The 18,201-nt window shown below is 40.7% G+C and carries 15 protein-coding genes and 3 pseudogenes; 11 read left to right on the top strand and 7 right to left on the bottom strand.

All coding sequences use genetic code 11. The features are described 5' to 3' along the window. Nucleotides 1–19: 19 nt before the first annotated feature. From BN1356_RS13095 to BN1356_RS05870, 3 genes and pseudogenes are all read right to left on the bottom strand, one after another. Nucleotides 20–431 (bottom strand): annotated as a pseudogene (locus BN1356_RS13095) (TetR/AcrR family transcriptional regulator); the annotation flags it as partial. A gap of 21 nt (nt 432–452) precedes the next feature. Beyond that, nucleotides 453–1,616, bottom strand: a complete 1,164-nt coding sequence (locus BN1356_RS05875; RefSeq protein WP_093650458.1) for an ABC transporter permease — start codon at nt 1,614–1,616, stop codon at nt 453–455. Further along, nucleotides 1,613–2,335: an ABC transporter ATP-binding protein gene (locus BN1356_RS05870; RefSeq protein WP_093650457.1), complete on the bottom strand. Its 723-nt coding sequence runs from the start codon at nt 2,333–2,335 to the stop codon at nt 1,613–1,615. Before BN1356_RS05870 ends, BN1356_RS05875 begins: the two co-directional genes overlap by 4 nt. 154 nt (nt 2,336–2,489) lie before the next feature. Here BN1356_RS05870 and BN1356_RS05865 point away from each other — a divergent pair, with 154 nt between their 5' ends. After that, nucleotides 2,490–2,924: a CoA-binding protein gene (locus BN1356_RS05865; RefSeq protein ID WP_093650456.1), complete on the top strand. Its 435-nt coding sequence runs from the start codon at nt 2,490–2,492 to the stop codon at nt 2,922–2,924. A 379-nt stretch (nt 2,925–3,303) separates the two neighbouring features. Here the strand turns inward: BN1356_RS05865 and BN1356_RS05860 are convergent, their stop codons facing one another. Then, nucleotides 3,304–4,338, bottom strand: a complete 1,035-nt coding sequence (locus BN1356_RS05860; protein ID WP_093650455.1) for a DUF975 family protein — start codon at nt 4,336–4,338, stop codon at nt 3,304–3,306. Nucleotides 4,339–4,601: 263 nt separating this feature from the next. Between BN1356_RS05860 and tgt the strand changes: the two genes are divergently transcribed. The 6 genes from tgt to BN1356_RS05830 all read left to right on the top strand — a co-directional run bounded on the left by tgt (nt 4,602) and on the right by BN1356_RS05830 (nt 9,972). Next, a complete protein-coding gene (gene tgt / locus BN1356_RS05855) occupies nt 4,602–5,744 on the top strand; it encodes a tRNA guanosine(34) transglycosylase Tgt (protein WP_093650528.1) in 1,143 nt (380 codons plus the stop codon). Nucleotides 5,745–5,833: 89 nt separating this feature from the next. After that, nucleotides 5,834–6,709 (top strand): CPBP family intramembrane glutamic endopeptidase, encoded by an 876-nt coding sequence (locus tag BN1356_RS05850; RefSeq protein ID WP_176694234.1) that lies wholly within the window; start codon nt 5,834–5,836, stop codon nt 6,707–6,709. Between the two features lie 44 nt (nt 6,710–6,753). Further along, nucleotides 6,754–7,314, top strand: coding sequence for a GNAT family N-acetyltransferase (locus BN1356_RS05845; protein WP_093650453.1), 561 nt, complete (start codon nt 6,754–6,756; stop codon nt 7,312–7,314). A gap of 426 nt (nt 7,315–7,740) precedes the next feature. After that, nucleotides 7,741–8,631, top strand: a complete 891-nt coding sequence (locus tag BN1356_RS05840; protein WP_093650452.1) for a diacylglycerol/lipid kinase family protein — start codon at nt 7,741–7,743, stop codon at nt 8,629–8,631. A 98-nt stretch (nt 8,632–8,729) separates the two neighbouring features. After that, complete coding sequence (locus BN1356_RS05835; protein ID WP_093650451.1) at nt 8,730–9,260, top strand: GNAT family N-acetyltransferase; 531 nt, start codon at nt 8,730–8,732, stop codon at nt 9,258–9,260. 202 nt (nt 9,261–9,462) lie between these two features. After that, nucleotides 9,463–9,972 (top strand): phosphatidylglycerophosphatase A family protein, encoded by a 510-nt coding sequence (locus BN1356_RS05830; protein WP_093650450.1) that lies wholly within the window; start codon nt 9,463–9,465, stop codon nt 9,970–9,972. Nucleotides 9,973–10,191: 219 nt separating this feature from the next. Here the strand turns inward: BN1356_RS05830 and BN1356_RS05825 are convergent, their stop codons facing one another. Continuing rightward, nucleotides 10,192–11,277 carry a M24 family metallopeptidase gene (locus BN1356_RS05825; RefSeq protein ID WP_093650449.1) on the bottom strand — a complete coding sequence of 362 codons (1,086 nt, stop codon included), beginning with the start codon at nt 11,275–11,277 and terminating at the stop codon, nt 10,192–10,194. A 267-nt stretch (nt 11,278–11,544) separates the two neighbouring features. Here BN1356_RS05825 and ccpA point away from each other — a divergent pair, with 267 nt between their 5' ends. From ccpA to BN1356_RS05810, 3 genes are all read left to right on the top strand, one after another. Beyond that, a complete protein-coding gene (gene ccpA / locus BN1356_RS05820) occupies nt 11,545–12,546 on the top strand; it encodes a catabolite control protein A (protein ID WP_093650527.1) in 1,002 nt (333 codons plus the stop codon). A gap of 77 nt (nt 12,547–12,623) precedes the next feature. Beyond that, nucleotides 12,624–13,622, top strand: a complete 999-nt coding sequence (locus BN1356_RS05815) for an LTA glycolipid anchor biosynthesis glycosyltransferase, IagA/BgsA family (protein ID WP_093650448.1) — start codon at nt 12,624–12,626, stop codon at nt 13,620–13,622. After that, entirely contained in the window at nt 13,623–14,969 is a 1,347-nt protein-coding gene (locus BN1356_RS05810; RefSeq protein WP_093650447.1) for a glycosyltransferase family 4 protein, read from the top strand. Nucleotides 14,970–15,142: 173 nt separating this feature from the next. Here the strand turns inward: BN1356_RS05810 and BN1356_RS13090 are convergent. Further along, nucleotides 15,143–15,208 (bottom strand): annotated as a pseudogene (locus BN1356_RS13090) (GpE family phage tail protein); the annotation flags it as partial. Nucleotides 15,209–15,352: 144 nt separating this feature from the next. Here BN1356_RS13090 and thrS point away from each other — a divergent pair. Then, nucleotides 15,353–17,293, top strand: coding sequence for a threonine--tRNA ligase (thrS, locus tag BN1356_RS05805; RefSeq protein ID WP_093650446.1), 1,941 nt, complete (start codon nt 15,353–15,355; stop codon nt 17,291–17,293). On the opposite strand, the pseudogene BN1356_RS05800 reads toward thrS, so the two are convergent. Next, nucleotides 17,273–18,134, bottom strand: a pseudogene (locus BN1356_RS05800) (transposase). The gene thrS and the pseudogene BN1356_RS05800 overlap by 21 nt on opposite strands. Nucleotides 18,135–18,201 lie beyond the last annotated feature (67 nt).

Raw genomic sequence — 18,201 nt, 5'->3', positions numbered from 1 at the left:
TCCTCAGCGGCAACTTCTTTAAAGTTGGTTAATAACGTTTGGCGAAAATCTGGGTTAACCAAAACTTCCTGTATCAAAATCTTTATGAAATCTGCATTTTGTGTCAAAAAGTGAAAACGATTTTTAATGATAAAGTGAACAGCCTCATCTAGTGTCTGATAGGCTTGCAATTTTGGTAAGAATTCTTTTTTTAATTCCGGAATCATGGGCTTCATTATTTCGGATAAAAGGTCGCTTTTTGTTTTGAAATACTTAAAAATAGTGGCTTGACTAACACCAGCTTTTTCTGCAATTTGAGCAGTGGAGGTGCCATTGTATCCTTGTTGGGAGAAGAGTTGAGTAGCGGCCAGTAAGGTTTTCTTCTTTCCCGCTGGTATTTCGTGGACCTGTAACCAATCTTGATAGTTGTATAAAATAGTTTTATTTTCCATTTTTTCTCCTGTTTTTAGTACTTATACCTTACGGTAACGTTTCAACCCAATAATATTCAGAATGGTTAAGCTAATCAAGAAAAGGAAGAGGATTAGTAGGTCTGAACCAAGATTGAGGATGCTGGTGCCATTTAGAACAATTTTTGACAAGGCGTGACCAGCATAGTGGAGAGGTATAAATTTTCCAAGATTTTGCAACCATCCAGCCATAGAATCAAGTGAAATAATACCTGAGAAAAAGAATTGCGGTATGATGATAAGGGGAATAAACTGCATCATCTGAAATTCAGAGTGCGTGAGAGTAGATAGGAGAAGACCAAAGGAGAGAGCAACCAAAGCAAAGAGTATATTCACTAGGATGACATCTCCCAGACTACCCTTAATTTCTAAATCAAATAGCCAGATGGTAGATAGGACGATGACAACGGTTTGAAGAGTTGCAAGAAGGCTATAAGGCAACATATAACCAAAAACGATTTCGGAGCGTTTGACTGGTGTGGCTAATAGACGGTCAAGTGTTCCAGAGGTGCGTTCTTTTAAAAGAGCCATCCCTGAGATGAGGAAGACAAAGAAGAAGACAAAGAAACTCATTAAAATGGGCATCATTTTTGTAAAAAAATTGGAATCGTTGCTTCCGTAGATATAGGATTCGGACAATTCGGTATCATCTTCAGGAGTGACAATCTTGTCAGTCTGCTCTGCTTGTTGCTTATCTTGTCCTGTAATTGTTTGATGTTGAGTGGCTTCCGAGGTTAGTAGTCTGTTTCTTTGGCTGAATTTGAGACCATCCATCAGTTCTTGGAATTGTGCCTGTTTGATGCTAGTTTTTATAACCTGGCGGGTCATTTTAGTTTTGCTGGGATCTGTATTAGCATAGGTAACAGCATAATCGCCTGGTTCGCTGTAAATCAGAATAGCATCAACTTTTTCATTTTGTAAGGCTTGCTGAGCCTCTTTCTCAACTTTGTAGGCTTGGATGCTTACCTTTTCTAGGTCACTCATGGACTGTGCAAGCTCATCAGGTACAGAAACGGTAGCAATGCGTATACTCGTTGCGGTATCTGCAGAAAAGGCGGCATTCATCAGACTCATAATTAAGATAGGAGCGATAAATAGTAGAAGAAGAGTCCGCTTATCTCGAAATAGCTCCATTAGTACCTTTTGTGAAATAGCTAGCATTTTCATAGCAATTCTCCCTCTGCTTTTAAGAAGACATCTTCAATGCTGCTGACAGCATATCTGGTCTTGAGGTTCTTGGGGCTGCCGAAAGCCATAATTTGACCGTTCAGCAATAAGCCAACCTTATCTGTTAATTCAGCTTCATCCATCACATGGGTTGTGATTAAAATACCCATGCCACTATTTTTCAAATGAGTTAACTCTTGCCAAATCTTGCGTCGTAAAGCAGGGTCTATACCCACTGTCGGTTCATCCAGAATAAGGAGTTTGGGATTTCCTATCAGAGCAATTGCCAAAGACAAGCGACGTTTCATTCCTCCTGAATAATTCGAAACAGACTTATGAAGGTCTTTACTTAGATCGACGACTTGGGCAATATGCTGGATACTGTCAGTAATATCTTTTTTCTTTATGCCTTTCATCGTAGCGAAAAAAGTTAGATTTTCTAGACCTGTCAATTTTTCATAAAGGGCATCTGACTGAGCCATATATCCTATTTGTCCTAGAATGTGACGGTTTGGCATATGGTGATTCAGTACCAAAGCTAAGCCCTCATCAGCCTTTTCCATCCCCAGCATAGTTTTAATCATGGTTGATTTTCCAGCACCAGAAGGACCAATGAGACCGATAATTTGCCCAGTAGATAGATCGAAATTTATATTTTTAAGAACCAGTTGCTTTCCGAAATATTTAGTGATATTTTGTAAATCCAATAATTTTTCCATAAGGGCTCCTTTTTGAAGGTGAGTGGATACTCACCTATCCTGTATTATAGTGAGTAATCACTCACTTGTCAAGTGCAGATATAACTAAATGAAGAAAAAGTCAATCCAGAGAAATTATGCTATACTGAAACTAGAGACGAATTAGGAGGCTCCCATGACTTATACATTTCAAAACCCCAGTCAAGATGTGATGTTTGACTATCTCAAAAATGCCAAGACTATTGCAGTGGTTGGTTTGTCTGATCGTGAAGAGACAGTAGCCTACCGTGTTTCAAAATTCATGCAAGAAGCTGGTTATACCATCATTCCGGTTAATCCCAAATTAACTGGACAAGAGATTTTGGGACAAACAGTCTATTTTTCACTGCAAGATGTGCCTGTTCATATGGATATTGTCAATGTTTTTAGACGTTCTGAATTTTTGCCGGATGTAGCAAGTGATTTTCTAGAAACAGATGCAGATATTTTCTGGGCACAACTGGGCTTAGAAAGCCAAGAAGCAGAGGAAATCTTGCGACAAGCTGGTAGGAATGATATTGTCATGAACAAGTGTATCAAGGTTGAATATCTGAGTATGGTGGAAACTTGACTAACTTTTAGTGATGCAGAAAGTTTTATAGTCATTTGAAGGAAGGCTGATACCTTATCTCTATCGGCTGGTCGTACTCCAGTTGAGAGAAACTTAGTCCCTTTTATTTCTAACCTCGAAGAACCTAACCTATCCCCAGACTGTAAGGTGAGCTGACTTTCGTCAGTTTTTATTTCCCGCCTCCAACAGTCACTCCCCTGACTGTTGGAGCTACCTGCGCCTCATGTTTCTAGTCTTGAAGATACTAACTCATTCGACGATACGATCTTAACTCTAAAATTGTTATTCTCTTAACAATTCTAGAGTTTTTCTTTATTTTTCTATAAAAGAAAAAGATTGAAGAAATCTTCCTTCAATCTTGAGTCTCATAGGGCATTTTCTATTCGTGATGATCCAGTGGGGTATCAATAGCAGAGTCCATCTTTGCTTCTGTGAATGGATTCTCAGTTGTCTCCACTGTTTTTTCAATTGACTCTTGAAAGTCAGGTGTTTTTTCAGGAGTTGGGCTAGGAATTTCTTCAGTCGGCTTTTCTACTTGATTTGAAGTGCTTGTAGCTTGATTCAATTGGTTGAAGTCGGCTGCTTCTTTCATCTGATTGTCCTTCTTTACAGCTTCATAAAAATGAGCTTGCGCAGCGTAGTAGTATGGCAAAACATAGATACCGGCTAAACCAAAGGTAATTCCTTGTAAGAGAAACCAGCCAATAAAGGACAAGTCGAGGACAAAACGTTTACCTTTGTAGCCCTTCATCATTTGACGACTAGCCTTGATAATAGCATTGGGACCAGCGTATTGATTATTTTCTAACTGATCGTAAAGAATGTACTCAACTTGGCTATAAGCAAGATTTTGAGGGATATAAAGAATGACACCAGCAATCAGTACGACTAAACCAATAATCAACATTATGCCAAATGCAGCCAAAGTTTGGTCGGGAGAAGTTGAGCTTTCTGAGTTGTATCTGAAAATCGCATAAATTGCTAGAGCGAAAAATGCACCTAAAGATAAGATGATTCCTATCCATGCAATCAATCCCCAAAGAAAGAGATATAGTTGTTTGACCAGATAGGTAACAAAAATCTTTCCTAGATAGGGAGAGTTAAAGATAGCTAGAGCATCTTTGATTTCAACCATCTTCTTGGTACCACGAATCGCTTGTAATAAGGTCCATGCTATTGAGATGGAGATAAAAGAAACTAAAAGTCCGTAAAGGATGGGAAAAAAGAAAGAACCGGCTATATTTATCCCAGATACGGAAGGATCATAATTATTTAAGTAAACAGTAGGTCTGAGATATTGAAAAATTGCCATTACAAAGGTCATTGCGACTGGAATAATGGGCAAATAATAAATCCCAGGAATGGAATTAATGGTTTGACGTGCCTGCGCACGGATCTGGCTAATTGTAAACATATAAAAACCTCCTGCATATATCTTAGCATAAAACAAAAAGATATGGAATAGAAATTCAAATTCCAAAAGTAAAAGATGACAGCCAAGACCATTTTTGGTACACTAGTATAGCTGAAAAATACTCAGGACTGTCTTTCCTGAAGTAAAAGAAAGGAAACAGATCCGTCCGAAAAACTTAGGAAAAAGACTGCTTGCATCCGAAATCAGGATATCAAGTCGTCACTATATTCATTCGTTTTTTGTTCGGACTTAGCAACTTAAAAATGACCGATTATCCAATTAAATACCGTTTAATCAAAAAAGAAAAGCATACAGGTGCCCGTTTGGGTGAGATCATCACTCCGCACGGTACCTTCCCAACCCCGATGTTCATGCCAGTTGGTACTCAGGCTACGGTTAAAACCCAATCGCCTGAAGAACTGAAAGAAATGGGATCAGGGATCATCCTATCCAATACCTACCATCTTTGGTTGCGTCCGGGTGATGAGCTGATTGCCCGAGCTGGTGGCCTCCATAAATTTATGAACTGGGACCAACCAATTTTAACTGACTCAGGTGGATTCCAGGTTTATTCTTTGGCGGATAGCCGCAACATCACAGAAGAAGGGGTAACTTTCAAGAACCACCTTAATGGCTCTAAGATGTTCTTATCACCGGAAAAAGCTATTTCTATTCAGAATAATCTGGGTTCAGATATCATGATGTCCTTTGATGAGTGTCCTCAGTTCTATCAGCCTTACGATTATGTAAAAAAATCCATCGAGCGGACTACACGCTGGGCAGAGCGCGGTCTCAAGGCTCATAGCCGCCCTCACGACCAAGGTCTTTTCGGTATCGTACAAGGTGCTGGATTCGAAGACCTACGCCGCCAATCTGCTCAAAACCTAGTTAGCATGGACTTCCCTGGATACTCCATCGGTGGTCTGGCTGTTGGCGAGACCCACGATGAAATGAATGCAGTGCTGGACTTTACTACGCCACTCTTGCCAGAAAACAAACCACGCTACCTGATGGGAGTAGGAGCGCCTGACAGCCTGATTGATGGGGTTATCCGTGGCGTTGATATGTTTGACTGCGTTCTGCCGACCCGCATTGCCCGCAATGGTACTTGTATGACATCAGAAGGCCGTTTGGTGGTCAAAAATGCTAAGTTCGAAGAAGATTTCACACCACTTGATTATGACTGTGATTGCTACACCTGTAAAAACTACACGCGTGCCTATATCCGCCACTTGCTCAAGGCTGATGAAACCTTTGGTATCCGTCTAACCAGCTACCACAATCTTTACTTCCTTATTAATCTCATGAAAAATGTTCGTCAAGCTATCATGGACGACAACCTTTTGGAATTCCGCCAAGACTTCATGGAACGCTATGGCTACGGAAAAAATGGACGAAATTTTTAAAAAATCGAGACCCTTTTAAATCTGGGTCTCATTTTTATGTTGAAAAGTGCTATAATACTAGTAAAAAATAGAAGCAGAGGGGAGTCATGATGCTAGATAAAATAAATTTACCCTTCAATCAGACGACACTAGCAGCTCAGAGAAGTCCAGGTAAGGACAGACGAAGCCTCGATTTCATTGCATTGGTTTATGCTTTTTCTGATATGATCCTTTCCTGGATTTTGAATTCAGTCTTCAAACTAGATTTTATTAGCGCTCACTTGATTGCCTATATTCCTGTTAGTTTTCTTACAGTCTGGTTTGCGCTCAAAAAAATTAGAATGACACCGAGTGCTCTAGGAATGAATCCAAGGACCTCCCTTAAACCCTATTTACCAGGTGTCCTCCTTGCCGTTCTTTCTCTAGTCTTAATTTGGTGCTTACTATGGATCTCAGGTGGCTTATCCTTTTCTTGGAGTAAAGACTTGAATCGGACTTTGCTATTTATCCTCCTACTTGGTTTTATCTGCCAAGGTTTTATGGAAGAATTTCTCTGCCGTGGCTTGCTACAAACCCAGCTGGCCATTCGTTTTGGGATGCTTTTTGCTATCCTAGTCAACTCGTTAGTTTTTGGCCTGCTCCATGTGTCAAACAATAGTGCAAGTCTGATTAGTGTCAGTAATACCATTCTGAACGGTCTGGTTTTCAGTCTCATGTATTATTATCATGATAACATCTGGTTTGTTGCAGGATTTCACTCAGCTTGGAACTTTGTATTAGGGCCGATATTAGGGATAGCCGTCAGTGGAATGCCTATGCCGACCTCACTCATGGTGAGTAGCCTAGACCCAGATAAAGCATTCTGGTCAGGAGGTATCTACGGTTTTGAAGCTGGTTTCTTAGTGACTCTGTTGAGTCTAGTGCTTGTTACAGTCTATGGAGTTTTAGTCGCCAAAAAGTATGGTTTGCTTAAGCGTTCAGGTTAATGTGAAAAGCATCTGTCAAAGTAAATTGGAGGTAGAAATCGATCTTGGAATTTCGTAAAATCAAGTTAGAAGATGAAAAAGCTTACAGAGAGTTTGAAGCTGCCATGCTGGAAGATAAGAAAAGCAATCCTTTTGTCGAATGGTGGCATATAGAAGATTTTCAGAGCTTTGTCAGTAAGGAAGAAAAGAGCGAGGTCAAAGCAAAGGGGCAGTCCTGGTCTATTTATACTCGATATTTTGCCTTTCTTGATGGTAAAATTGTCGGGAATGTCATCTGTTATTGGGAATTGGGCCATCCCGATTGCCAAAAATTGGGGCATATGGGTTACATGGTTGCGCCATCTTTTCGAAGACAAGGATTTGCTAGTCGATTTATCAGCTTTGCCCTTAAACGTTATAGAGAGAAAGGAATGGACTCAATTCTGATAGCAACAGACCAGACCAATCTAGCTAGTCGAAGGCTGATTGAAAAAATGGGTGGGCAGCTGGTTGCCCTAGAGGAAGTTGAATACCAAGAACAGCTTTTGCAGTCGGCCCGCTATAAATTGAAATTAAAACATTTCATGAGTGATACGAGTCAATCACTCAACAAACAAAGGATATAGTCTTTTGAATTAACTTTAATACGTTGTCACTATCGGCTTGCCGTACTCCAGTTGAGAGAAACTTAGTTTCTTTTATTTCGGATCTCAAACAGTCTGTCCCCAGACTGTAAGGTGAACTGTCTTTCGTCAGTTTGTATTTCCCGCCTCCAACAGTCACTCCCCAGACTGTAAGGTGAACTGACCTTCGTCAGTTTGTATTTCCCGCCTCCAACAGTCACTCCCCAGACTGTAAGGTGAACTGACCTTCGTCAGTTCTTATTTCCCGCCTCCAACAGTCTGTCCCCAGACTGTAAGGTGAACTGACCTTCGTCAGTTCTTATTTCCCGCCTCCAACAGTCTATCCCCAGACTGTTGGAGCTGCCTGCGCCTCAGTTCTTAGTCCTAATGTTAATTCATTTGACTATAAAAATAGAAAAGGAGTCTATCATGGAAAAAGTTCTTTTAGTTGTCAATCCCAGCTCAGGTGGAGAGAAAGCCAAGGATTTTGAAGAAATGGCCAAGGAAAAATTGGGTCAGGGATTTGAAGAGATTGTTGTAAAACACACGGAAAAGGGCGGAGATGCCCGTGATTTTGCCAAGCAGGCTGCCAAGGATGGCTTTGATGCGGTCTTTGTTATGGGAGGTGACGGCACTGTCAATGAAGGAATTAGTGGCTTAGCAGAAGAGGAATACCGACCAAAATTTGGATTCTTCCCTCTTGGCACAGTCAATGATTTGGCACGCGCGCTCAAAATGCCATTAGATCCAGAAGAGGCAATCCAATCCTTGGATTTGACCAAGACTAAAGCATTAGATATTGGTAAAGTTAATAATAAAGACTATTTCATGAATGTGATTGCTATCGGAACCATTCCACAGGCAGTCAATGAGACAAGTGTCGAAGAAAAGACTAAACTGGGCAAATTGGCCTATGCTATCTCAGCTCTGAAAAATTTAGCTGACAATCATTCTTATGCTTTTACAGTTCAATTGGATGGTCAAGAAAAAGTGATAGAAAGTTCTAATTTATTGATTGGCTTGACCAATTCCATTGCTGGTTTTGAAGAACTATTACCAGAAGCCAAGGTGAATGATGGTTTACTGCATTTCATTTACCTAAAAGATAGTAATTTCTTAGAAAGCGTTCAAACCTTACCTAGTCTCTTGTCAGGTGTTGATCAATCCAATGAACACGTAGGTTACTATCAGGTCAAAGATATTCGTATTTCACTTGAAGATCAAGGTGAAGAATTGCATCTCAATGTGGATGGCGATGAGGGCGATAAATTACCAGTCGATATTACAGTTCTGCCATCCCATCTAGAAGTCTTTGCCTAGTACTTATAGAAAACAAAACAAAGCTGGAAGTTCAGAAGATTAGGTAAGAACTTGAGATAAAAATAGTTTAGATAAAATACATTAGAAGAGGGGATAGGATGGGTAACATTCGAACCATTGAATTAAGGGATCAGGAGGCTTTTGAGAGATTTCAAGACTCTCTCCTATCCGAACGAGAATCCGGAAATCCTTTTTCTAGAACAGAAAAAGTCTATGATTTTAGAGCCTTTGTTGAAAAAGCCAAACGTTGTGAAACCAAAACGGACCATCCTGACTGGTCAACCTACACGACTTATTACTACTTTAAATATGGAGAGATCGCGGCTAAACTATCCTGTCGTTGGCAGTTGGAAAAAGGAGAATTAGCGCGTGTTGGTGGACATATCGGCTATGCAACTTCTCCTATTTTTCGCCGTCAAGGCATCATGCAAGAACTCCTAACATTTGCATTTGAACGATTTAGAGAGAAGGGAATCCAATCAGTCCTCATCACAGCCCTTGCCGACAATCACGCAAGTCGAAAATTGATAGAAAAAGTTGGTGGTCATCTGGAAAATATTATTAGTATAGAAGATTGTGATCAGCTGAAAATAGAGAAAGAGCTTGCTCGTTATTGGGTGCAAATATAAGTGAAAGTGGTTCTCAATGAGGATCACTTTACTAAAGTATTAAAGCTAGATTATTTTTATGGACTTATCTTAAAAGCGAAGTCCTCAAACGAGTAAGATTTAGCGTTTCGTTACAAGGTATATGAAGCGACTTGTTTCGTTTTTTTTGATAAAATAGGAGATGAGAAAGTAGACAGTTGTCTACCACAGAAAGGATTTTATAATGAAATCAGACAAGGAATTAAATAACAAGGCTCACTCTCTCTTGAAAGAGCGTGGTGTGGAGATTGAGGATATAGCAGAGCTCGTTATCTATCTGCAAAGCAAATATATCCCAGACTTGAGTTTAGAAGAATGCATAGATAGTGTAGAACAGGTGCTTTCTAAGCGCGAAGTTCAAAATACGATTATTACAGGTGTTGAGTTGGATATGTTGGCCGAAAAAGGCCTTCTATCTCAACCCCTCAATGATATTTTGACAGGTGATGAAGGTCTTTATGGTATCGACGAAATTTTAGCTCTCTCCATTGTCAATGTCTTTGGTTCAATTGGTTTTACTAACTATGGTTATATCGATAAGGTGAAACCAGGAATTATTCAGAAACTGGACAGTAAGGAAAGTGGAGCTTGCCATACCTTCTTAGATGATATTGTTGGTGCTATTGCAGCAGCAGCCTCTAGTCGTATTGCCCATGGTCAACCTGCAAAGTTGGCAGCCAAGGAAGGTAAGTAAGCCTTAAAAAGCAGTAGAAGTGATTTTCGAATTCACTGAAAGTGTCTAACAATCAAAAATTGAGCAACGAAAAAACGAATGATCGTTTCGGGTTAGAGAATTCCGATAACGATTCATTCGTTATTTTTTATACTTTGGTTGTTCTAAGAGAGAAGTCTTTGTTATTTTTTTGAAGCTCTCTACTTTTTCAGTGACCTTTGATTTTCTGCTATTTTTCTTTTATGCTTCAAAATATAAGAGTTCTTTAGGGGTTTGTGTGAAGACTTCAAATCCTGACTCGGTCACATAGCCACAGTCCTCGATACGGACTCCGACCTTACCCGGAATGTAAATACCCGGTTCCACAGAGAAACACATTCCTTCCTCAATAACTAAATCATTACCAGCCATAATGGATGGAAACTCGTGGACATCCATGCCCAGACCATGGCCCAAGCGGTGGTTGAAATATTCGCCGTAGCCGGCTTTTTCAATAACTTTTCGTGCAGCAGCATCCACTTGGCTTGCTGTCACACCCGGTTTGATGAAATCTTGAGCGGTCAACTGAGCCTCAAGAACAATTTCATAGATGTCTTTTTTAAATTGGTCAGGCTGCCCAACCGCCACAGTCCGTGTCATGTCTGATGTATAGCCTAGAGTTTCTACGCCCAAATCAAAGAGTAGAAGAGCGTTATTTTCAATGCGATTGGTTCCTGGTATACCATGAGGATTAGCGGCATTATTTCCTGTCAAAACCATAGTTTCAAAACTCATCTTGGAAATGCCTTGCTTTTTCATTTCAAATTCAATTTGGGCAATGATATCTGTTTCGGTATTCTTCAAAGAAATATGGTTAAAGCCAATTTGCATGGCTTTATCCGCAAACTTACCAGCAATCAGCATTTTTTCAATTTCATCACGAGATTTGATGAGCTTAAGACGATTGATGAGGGGAGTCAAATCCGTAAATTCTTGGTTAAAAATGGATTTTAGGCCATAGAATCGAGTCAGATTGAGATTATCAAATTCAGCACCAATTGTAGCAAAGGATTTAGCAGGTAAAGCCTTTTTGATGAGATTCCATGGATTTTCAGAATCCATATAGCCCATAACAGGGAAATTCAAAGCAGTACGTGCCCTCTCCACATCCAGTGCAGGAAGAAACAAAAGTGGGTCAGCATCTGCTAGAACAAAGAGAAACATGTGACGCTCATGGGGATCCCCAGCAAAACCAGTCAAATAATTGATAGTAGTTGGATTTGAAAAAATGGCCAAATCCATTTTCTCTTGTTTCAGATAAGCTTGAATAGATTTGATTTTAGACATAAAATACCTCTTTCTATACCCCTATTCTTCCAAAAAATGAAAAAAATTGCAAGAAGAAACGAAAAATTAACTCTAGCTCTTGAAAGTGTTTACAAAAAGTGATAAACTATAACAGAGTGAAAGCGTAATTTTCATAAAAAAGCTTTGAAAAGTTTTTGATGATGTTAAGTCGCTTTGCCTGCCTATAGGTATGTCTGCGGTTTCTTGCCTCGTCATAACTCTATTTCAAATACTGTTAAAAAATAGGAAAGGAAATCAATCATCATGATGAATACAGATGATACAGTGACCATTTATGATGTCGCTCGCGAAGCTGGAGTTTCTATGGCCACTGTTAGTCGTGTGGTCAACGGCAATAAGAATGTTAAAGAAAACACACGAAAGAAAGTTTTAGAAGTTATTGACCGTTTGGACTACCGTCCAAATGCAGTTGCACGTGGACTTGCAAGTAAGAAAACAACTACTGTTGGTGTGGTCATTCCAAATATTGCCAATGCCTACTTTGCGACCCTGGCAAAAGGTATCGATGACATCGCGGATATGTACAAGTACAATATCGTTTTAGCTAATAGCGATGAAAACGATGAAAAAGAAATCAATGTTGTCAACACTCTTTTCTCTAAGCAGGTGGATGGGATTGTCTTTATGGGTTACCATTTGACGGATAAGATTCGTGCTGAATTTTCTCGTTCCCGTACGCCAATTGTTTTGGCGGGAACCGTTGATTTGGAGCATCAATTGCCAAGTGTTAACATTGACTATGCTCAAGCTTCTGCGGATGCCGTTCAACTCCTGGCTAAAAACAACCAAAAGATTGCCTTTGTTTCAGGACCACTTGTGGACGATATCAATGGTAAGATTCGTTTAGCGGGCTACAAAGAAGGCTTGAAAAATAATGGTTTGGAATTCAACGAAGGCTTAGTTTTTGAATCTAAATACAAATATGAAGAGGGCTATGCTTTGGCAGAACGCTTGCTTAATGCGGGAGCTACTGCAGCTTATGTTGCGGAAGATGAGATCGCAGCAGGACTTCTGAACGGTATTGCGGACAAGGTGGTTAAGGTTCCTGAGGAGTTTGAAGTGATCACAAGCGATGATTCCCTAGTAACTAAATATACTCGTCCTAATATGACTTCAATCAGCCAACCCCTCTATGACATTGGTGCCATTGCCATGCGTATGCTGACAAAGATTATGCATAAGGAAGAATTGGAAAACCGTGAGGTTATCCTCAACCATGGCATCAAAGAACGCAAATCAACAAAATAAAGAGTTAATGAATTTCACCCAAATGCTAAGACACTTTTTAGAGTGTCTTTTTTTGATAAAAAAGATATAATGGGAACATGAAAGTTTTACTCTACTTAGAAGGAAAGACTGTTTTGCAGAAATCAGGCATCGGTCGAGCCCTTTATCATCAAATGGAAGCTCTGGACTTGGCTGGAATCCCTCATACGACAGATTTATTGGGTGACTACGATGTTGTTCACATTAATACCTACGGGCCACGGTCTCTCAGGTTGCTTCATACTGCTAAACGTCAGGGAAAAAAGGTTATCATGCACGGTCATTCGACACGAGAAGATTTTAAAAATTCCTTTATCGGGTCTAACCTCTTGGCCCCCCTTGTCGGGAAATACCTGACTCATATGTATAAAAAAGCTGACTTTATTATCACGCCATCAACTTACTCTAAGAAATTAATTGAATCTTACGGTGTCAAAACACCAATCATTGCGGTTTCAAACGGAATAGACTTAAATAAATACGGTAAAGACGAGAAGAAAGAGGCTGTTTTTCGAGAGTATTTCCAATTGGAAAATGATCAGCCTGTGGTTATTTGTGCTGGCCTTTATTTTCGCCGTAAGGGAATTGAGGATTTTGTCAAGGTAGCTGAACAGATGCCCCATGTCCGCTTTATCTGGTTGGGTTCCATTGCCAAATGGATGATTCCTTCTTCTATTCGAAAGATTGTAAACGGCAATCATCCAGAGAACGTCTCCTTTCCGGGTTTCTTCAAGGGAGCTGTTTTCCAAGGTGCTATGTCAGGTGCTGACGCCTTTTTCTTTCCCTCTTACGAAGAAACAGAAGGTATCGTAGTTTTAGAAGCCTTTGCTAGCCACCAGCATGTCGTCTTGCGGGATATTCCAGTCTATGAAGGTTGGGTGGATGAGACCTGTGCGGAGCTAGGCCAAAATGTAGATGATTTTGTCGCGTCCATCCAGAAAATTTTGGATAAGAAAGTTGATAAGCGGGAGGCTGGTTACCAAGTTGCCCAAAGTCGTTCAATAGACAAGGTATCCCATCAGTTGGCGGATGCCTATCGTCAAGTTATGGAGTTATAGATGAGAATTGCTTTATTTACGGACACCTATTTTCCTCAGGTTTCTGGTGTTGCCACATCCATAAAAACCTTAAAAACAGAATTGGAAAAACTAGGTCATATCGTCTTTATTTTTACGACGACAGATCGAGATGTCGATCGTTATGAGGATTGGGATATCATCCGCCTTCCGTCTGTGCCATTTTTTGCCTTTAAGGATCGCCGCGTTGCCTATGCAGGTTTTTCGGATGCTCTTAAGATTGCTCGTCGCTACCAACTAGATATCATTCATACCCACACAGAATTTTCGATGGGTATATTGGGGGTAGAAATTGCCAATGCCCTGAATATTCCGGTTGTGCATACCTATCACACGCATTATGAAGATTATGTTCGCTATATCGCCAAAGGCCTTCTCATTCGTCCTAAGATGATTAAATACTTCGTTCGAGGTTTCTTTAAGGATGTGGATGGAGTGATTTGTCCTAGTGAGATTGTGGAGAATCTTCTGCAGTCTTATGAAGTGCAGCAGGACTTGCGCGTGATACCAACAGGTATTGATTTAGCTAAGTTTGATCGGCCTGAGATTCAGAAAGAAGATCGTCTCGAATTACGGGAAAAATTGGGAATTGAGCCCCATGAAACCATGTTGCTCAGCTTGTCGCGCATTTCCTATGAAAAAAATATCCAAGCTGTCATTCAGGCCATGCCAACTGTTCTGGCTGAAAATCCTCATGTCAAGCTGGTCATTGCGGGCGGTGGGCCATATGTTTCCGATCTTAAAAAATTGATTGCAGACTTGAAGATTCAAGATGCGGTCATTATGACCGGTATGATTGCCCCTTCTGAAACAGCTCTTTATTACAAGACCGCAGATTTCTTTATTTCAGCTTCCACCAGTGAGACTCAAGGGCTGACTTATTTGGAAAGCCTAGCTTCAGGCACTCCAATTATCGCTCATGGCAATCTCTACCTAGATAATGTTATTGATAAGAAGATGTTTGGTACTCTTTATTACCATGATAAGGAATTGGCAGATGCTATCTTAGATGCTGTTTTAGCGACTCCAGAAATGGATCCCCTCGCTCTTAAAGAGAAACTCTACGAAATTTCTGCAGAGAATTTTGGAAAAAAAGCCTATGAATATTATCTTGATTTGAAAATTGCGAAAGACTTCAATAATGAATATTTGTATGAAGAATCATTACCAATCTATTTAGCTCAAAAAGCAAGTCAAGTTCCCTTTGTCATTGCTAGGACAGCCAGTAATTTACCAAAGAGAATTTTGGTAACCACAACTCAGCAAACTCGTAAGATTGTCAAGCTTTCTGTTTCTAAAATTAAGTCCATACGCAATAATTTGGATTAAATAAGAAATTAGACTTGAAATTCTCATAAAACTTGCTATAATAGCTTTTAGAGACTTATCCCTTGTAGGAAATCTTTGAGAGAGTGCACGCTAGCTGGAAAGTGCATAGAGGATACGAGCGGACACTACTCAGTACTATTTTATGCAAACATAAAAGGGTGGTTCCCTTATCACTATTTCGAGGTCAAGGACATCTTTTTTGTGCTTGATAAATGAAGGTGGAACCACGTTACGACGTCCTTTTAGAGGACGTCGTAATTTTTTTGGCAGTTTCCTATAGCAAGTTTGACTTGCCACGACGGCTCGCAGGGCGAGTCTCACCTGATGTTTTTCACCACGGAGAAAAACATCAAAATAAATAAAACCTTGATAAAGGAGATACTATGATTAACATTACTTTCCCTGATGGCGCTGTTCGTGAATTCGAATCAGGCGTTACTACTTTTGAAATTGCTCAATCCATCAGCAACTCTCTTGCTAAAAAAGCTCTTGCTGGTAAATTTAATGGTGCCTTGATTGACACAACACGTGCCATCACTGAAGACGGAAATCTTGAAATCGTGACGCCTGACCATGAAGATGCCTTTGAGGTACTTCGTCACTCAGCCGCTCACCTCTTTGCCCAAGCCGCAAAGCGTCTTTACCCAAATATTCACTTAGGTGTGGGACCTGCTATTGAAAACGGCTTCTACTACGACACTGATAATGCAGATGGACAAATCTCAAACGAAGATTTGGATGCTATCGAAGCTGAAATGGCAAAAATCGTTAAAGAAAACCACCTTTGTATCCGTCAAGAAGTGACCAAGGAAGGAGCCTTGGAAATCTTTGCGGACGATCCTTACAAGGTCGAGTTGATCAGCGAACATGCTGATGCAGGATTAACAGTTTACCGCCAAGGTGAATTTGTGGACCTTTGCCGTGGCCCACATGTGCCATCAACAGGTCGCATTCAAGTCTTCAAGCTCCTCAATGTAGCAGGTGCCTACTGGCGTGGAAATTCTGACAATGCCATGATGCAGCGGGTATACGGTACAGCTTGGTTTGACAAAAAAGACCTCAAAGCCTACCTTCAAATGCGGGAAGAAGCCAAGGAACGTGACCACCGTAAATTGGGGAAAGAGTTGGATCTCTTCATGATTTCCCAAGAAGTGGGTCAAGGTTTGCCATTCTGGTTACCAAATGGGGCTACTATTCGTCGCGAGTTGGAACGCTATATTGTGGACAAGGAGTTGGCATCAGGCTACCAACATGTTTACACCCCACCGATGGCCTCGGTTGAGCTCTACAAGACATCTGGTCACTGGGAGCATTACCAAGAAGATATGTTCCCGACGATGGATATGGGGGACGGAGAAGAATTCGTGCTTCGTCCAATGAACTGTCCACACCACATCCAAGTCTACAAGCACCATGTCCACTCTTATCGTGAATTGCCTATCCGTATCGCCGAAATCGGTATGATGCACCGCTATGAAAAATCAGGTGCTCTTTCAGGTCTCCAACGTGTGCGTGAAATGTCCCTCAATGATGGTCATCTGTTCGTAATGCCTGAACAAATCAAGGAAGAATTCCAAAAAGCTCTTCAATTGATTATTGATGTTTATGAAGACTTTAACTTGACAGACTACCGTTTCCGTCTCTCTTACCGTGACCCTGAGGACAAGGAAAAGTACTACGATAACGATGCCATGTGGGAAAATGCCCAAAGCATGCTTAAAGCAGCTTTAGATGAAATGGATGCGGAATACTTTGAAGCAGAAGGAGAAGCAGCCTTCTATGGACCAAAACTGGATATCCAAGTGAAGACAGCCCTCGGTAATGAAGAAACCTTATCAACTATCCAGTTGGATTTCCTTCTTCCAGAACGCTTTGACCTTTCTTATATCGGTGCGGATGGCGAAGAGCACCGTCCAGTCATGATTCACCGTGGGGTTATCTCTACAATGGAGCGCTTCACAGCTATCTTGATTGAAAATTACAAGGGTGCCTTCCCAACTTGGTTGGCTCCGCATCAAGTAACAGTGATTCCAATCTCAAACGAAGCCCACATTGACTACGCTTGGGAAGTGGCAAAAGTCCTTAAAGACAAAGGAATTCGTGCTGACGTAGATGACCGTAACGAGAAGATGCAGTACAAGATTCGTGCCTCACAAACCAGTAAGATTCCTTATCAACTAGTGGTTGGGGACAAGGAACAAGAAAACGGTGAAGTCAACGTTCGCCGTTATGGTTCAAAAGCGACCCATACCGAAAAAATTGAAGAATTTGTAGAAAATATTCTAGCCGATATCGCAAGAAAATCAAGACCGGAAGCAGAATAAAAAAATAGAGGCTGGGCAAAAAGTAGCTTCAAATAAAACCACACAGTGATTTCTGTCTTGAAGATGATCAAGATGAAAAAATCACTGTGTGGTTTTTGAGTATTTGAATTTTTAGGGTCGAGATTCTTAGTCAATTTTGTTAGATTCATGCTCATGAATAGGAAGCCGATCTCCGTTTGGACGGCTTGATTGCCTCTGACATGAACCCTGCGCACGCCAAAAACACTCTTCAATCGGCCAAAAACGGGTTCGACATCGATTTTCCGTTTGGCGTAAATACAAGAGCCTTCTTCACTATGTTCACACCTTCTTGAACTAGCTGGTCATAGAGTTCTGAGATTTTTCCGTTCAGTGCCTCTTCGTATTTATCAACAGCCCTTTTCCAAGTAAAAGAGTAGAGATTGGCATCAGCTTCCAATTTAGTGCCATCGATAAAGAGAGCATCGTCTTCAATCATGCCATTTTCACGCATGAGGAGGGTGAAGTAAATAAAAGCAGTCTTAATCAGTTTGTTGGCATGCTTACTGGAACGAAAATTATTGATGGTTTTGTAGCTGACGTAGGTATCCTGGCTCAACCATTTCATGGGAATGACTTCCTCATTCATCTGAACCATTTTGCGACCAGAAAAGACCTGACGAGCGTAGGCGAAGAGCGTCATCTTCATGAGCATAGCCGGATGGAAGGCAGGACGGCCAGTGTGTGATTTATCTTCCAATAAAACATGATTAGGGATACTGTCCACAAAAAGACTGATCAATCTAACCTCGTGATTCATAGGAATATTGTAGGCAAGATTTAGTTCCAAACTCAACTGATTTGTGTTATACTCTTTATACATAGTCATGGCTTTCTAGTTGTTTTGTGGTTATTATAATTATAAACCATGGCATATAAAAACGGGCATC

Origin of the sequence: Streptococcus varani, assembly GCF_001375655.1 — a bacterium.
Classification (GTDB): Bacteria; Bacillota; Bacilli; order Lactobacillales; family Streptococcaceae; genus Streptococcus; species Streptococcus varani.
The sequence above is the reverse complement of the archived record's forward strand: the minus strand, read 5'-3'. Positions and strand labels throughout refer to the sequence as shown.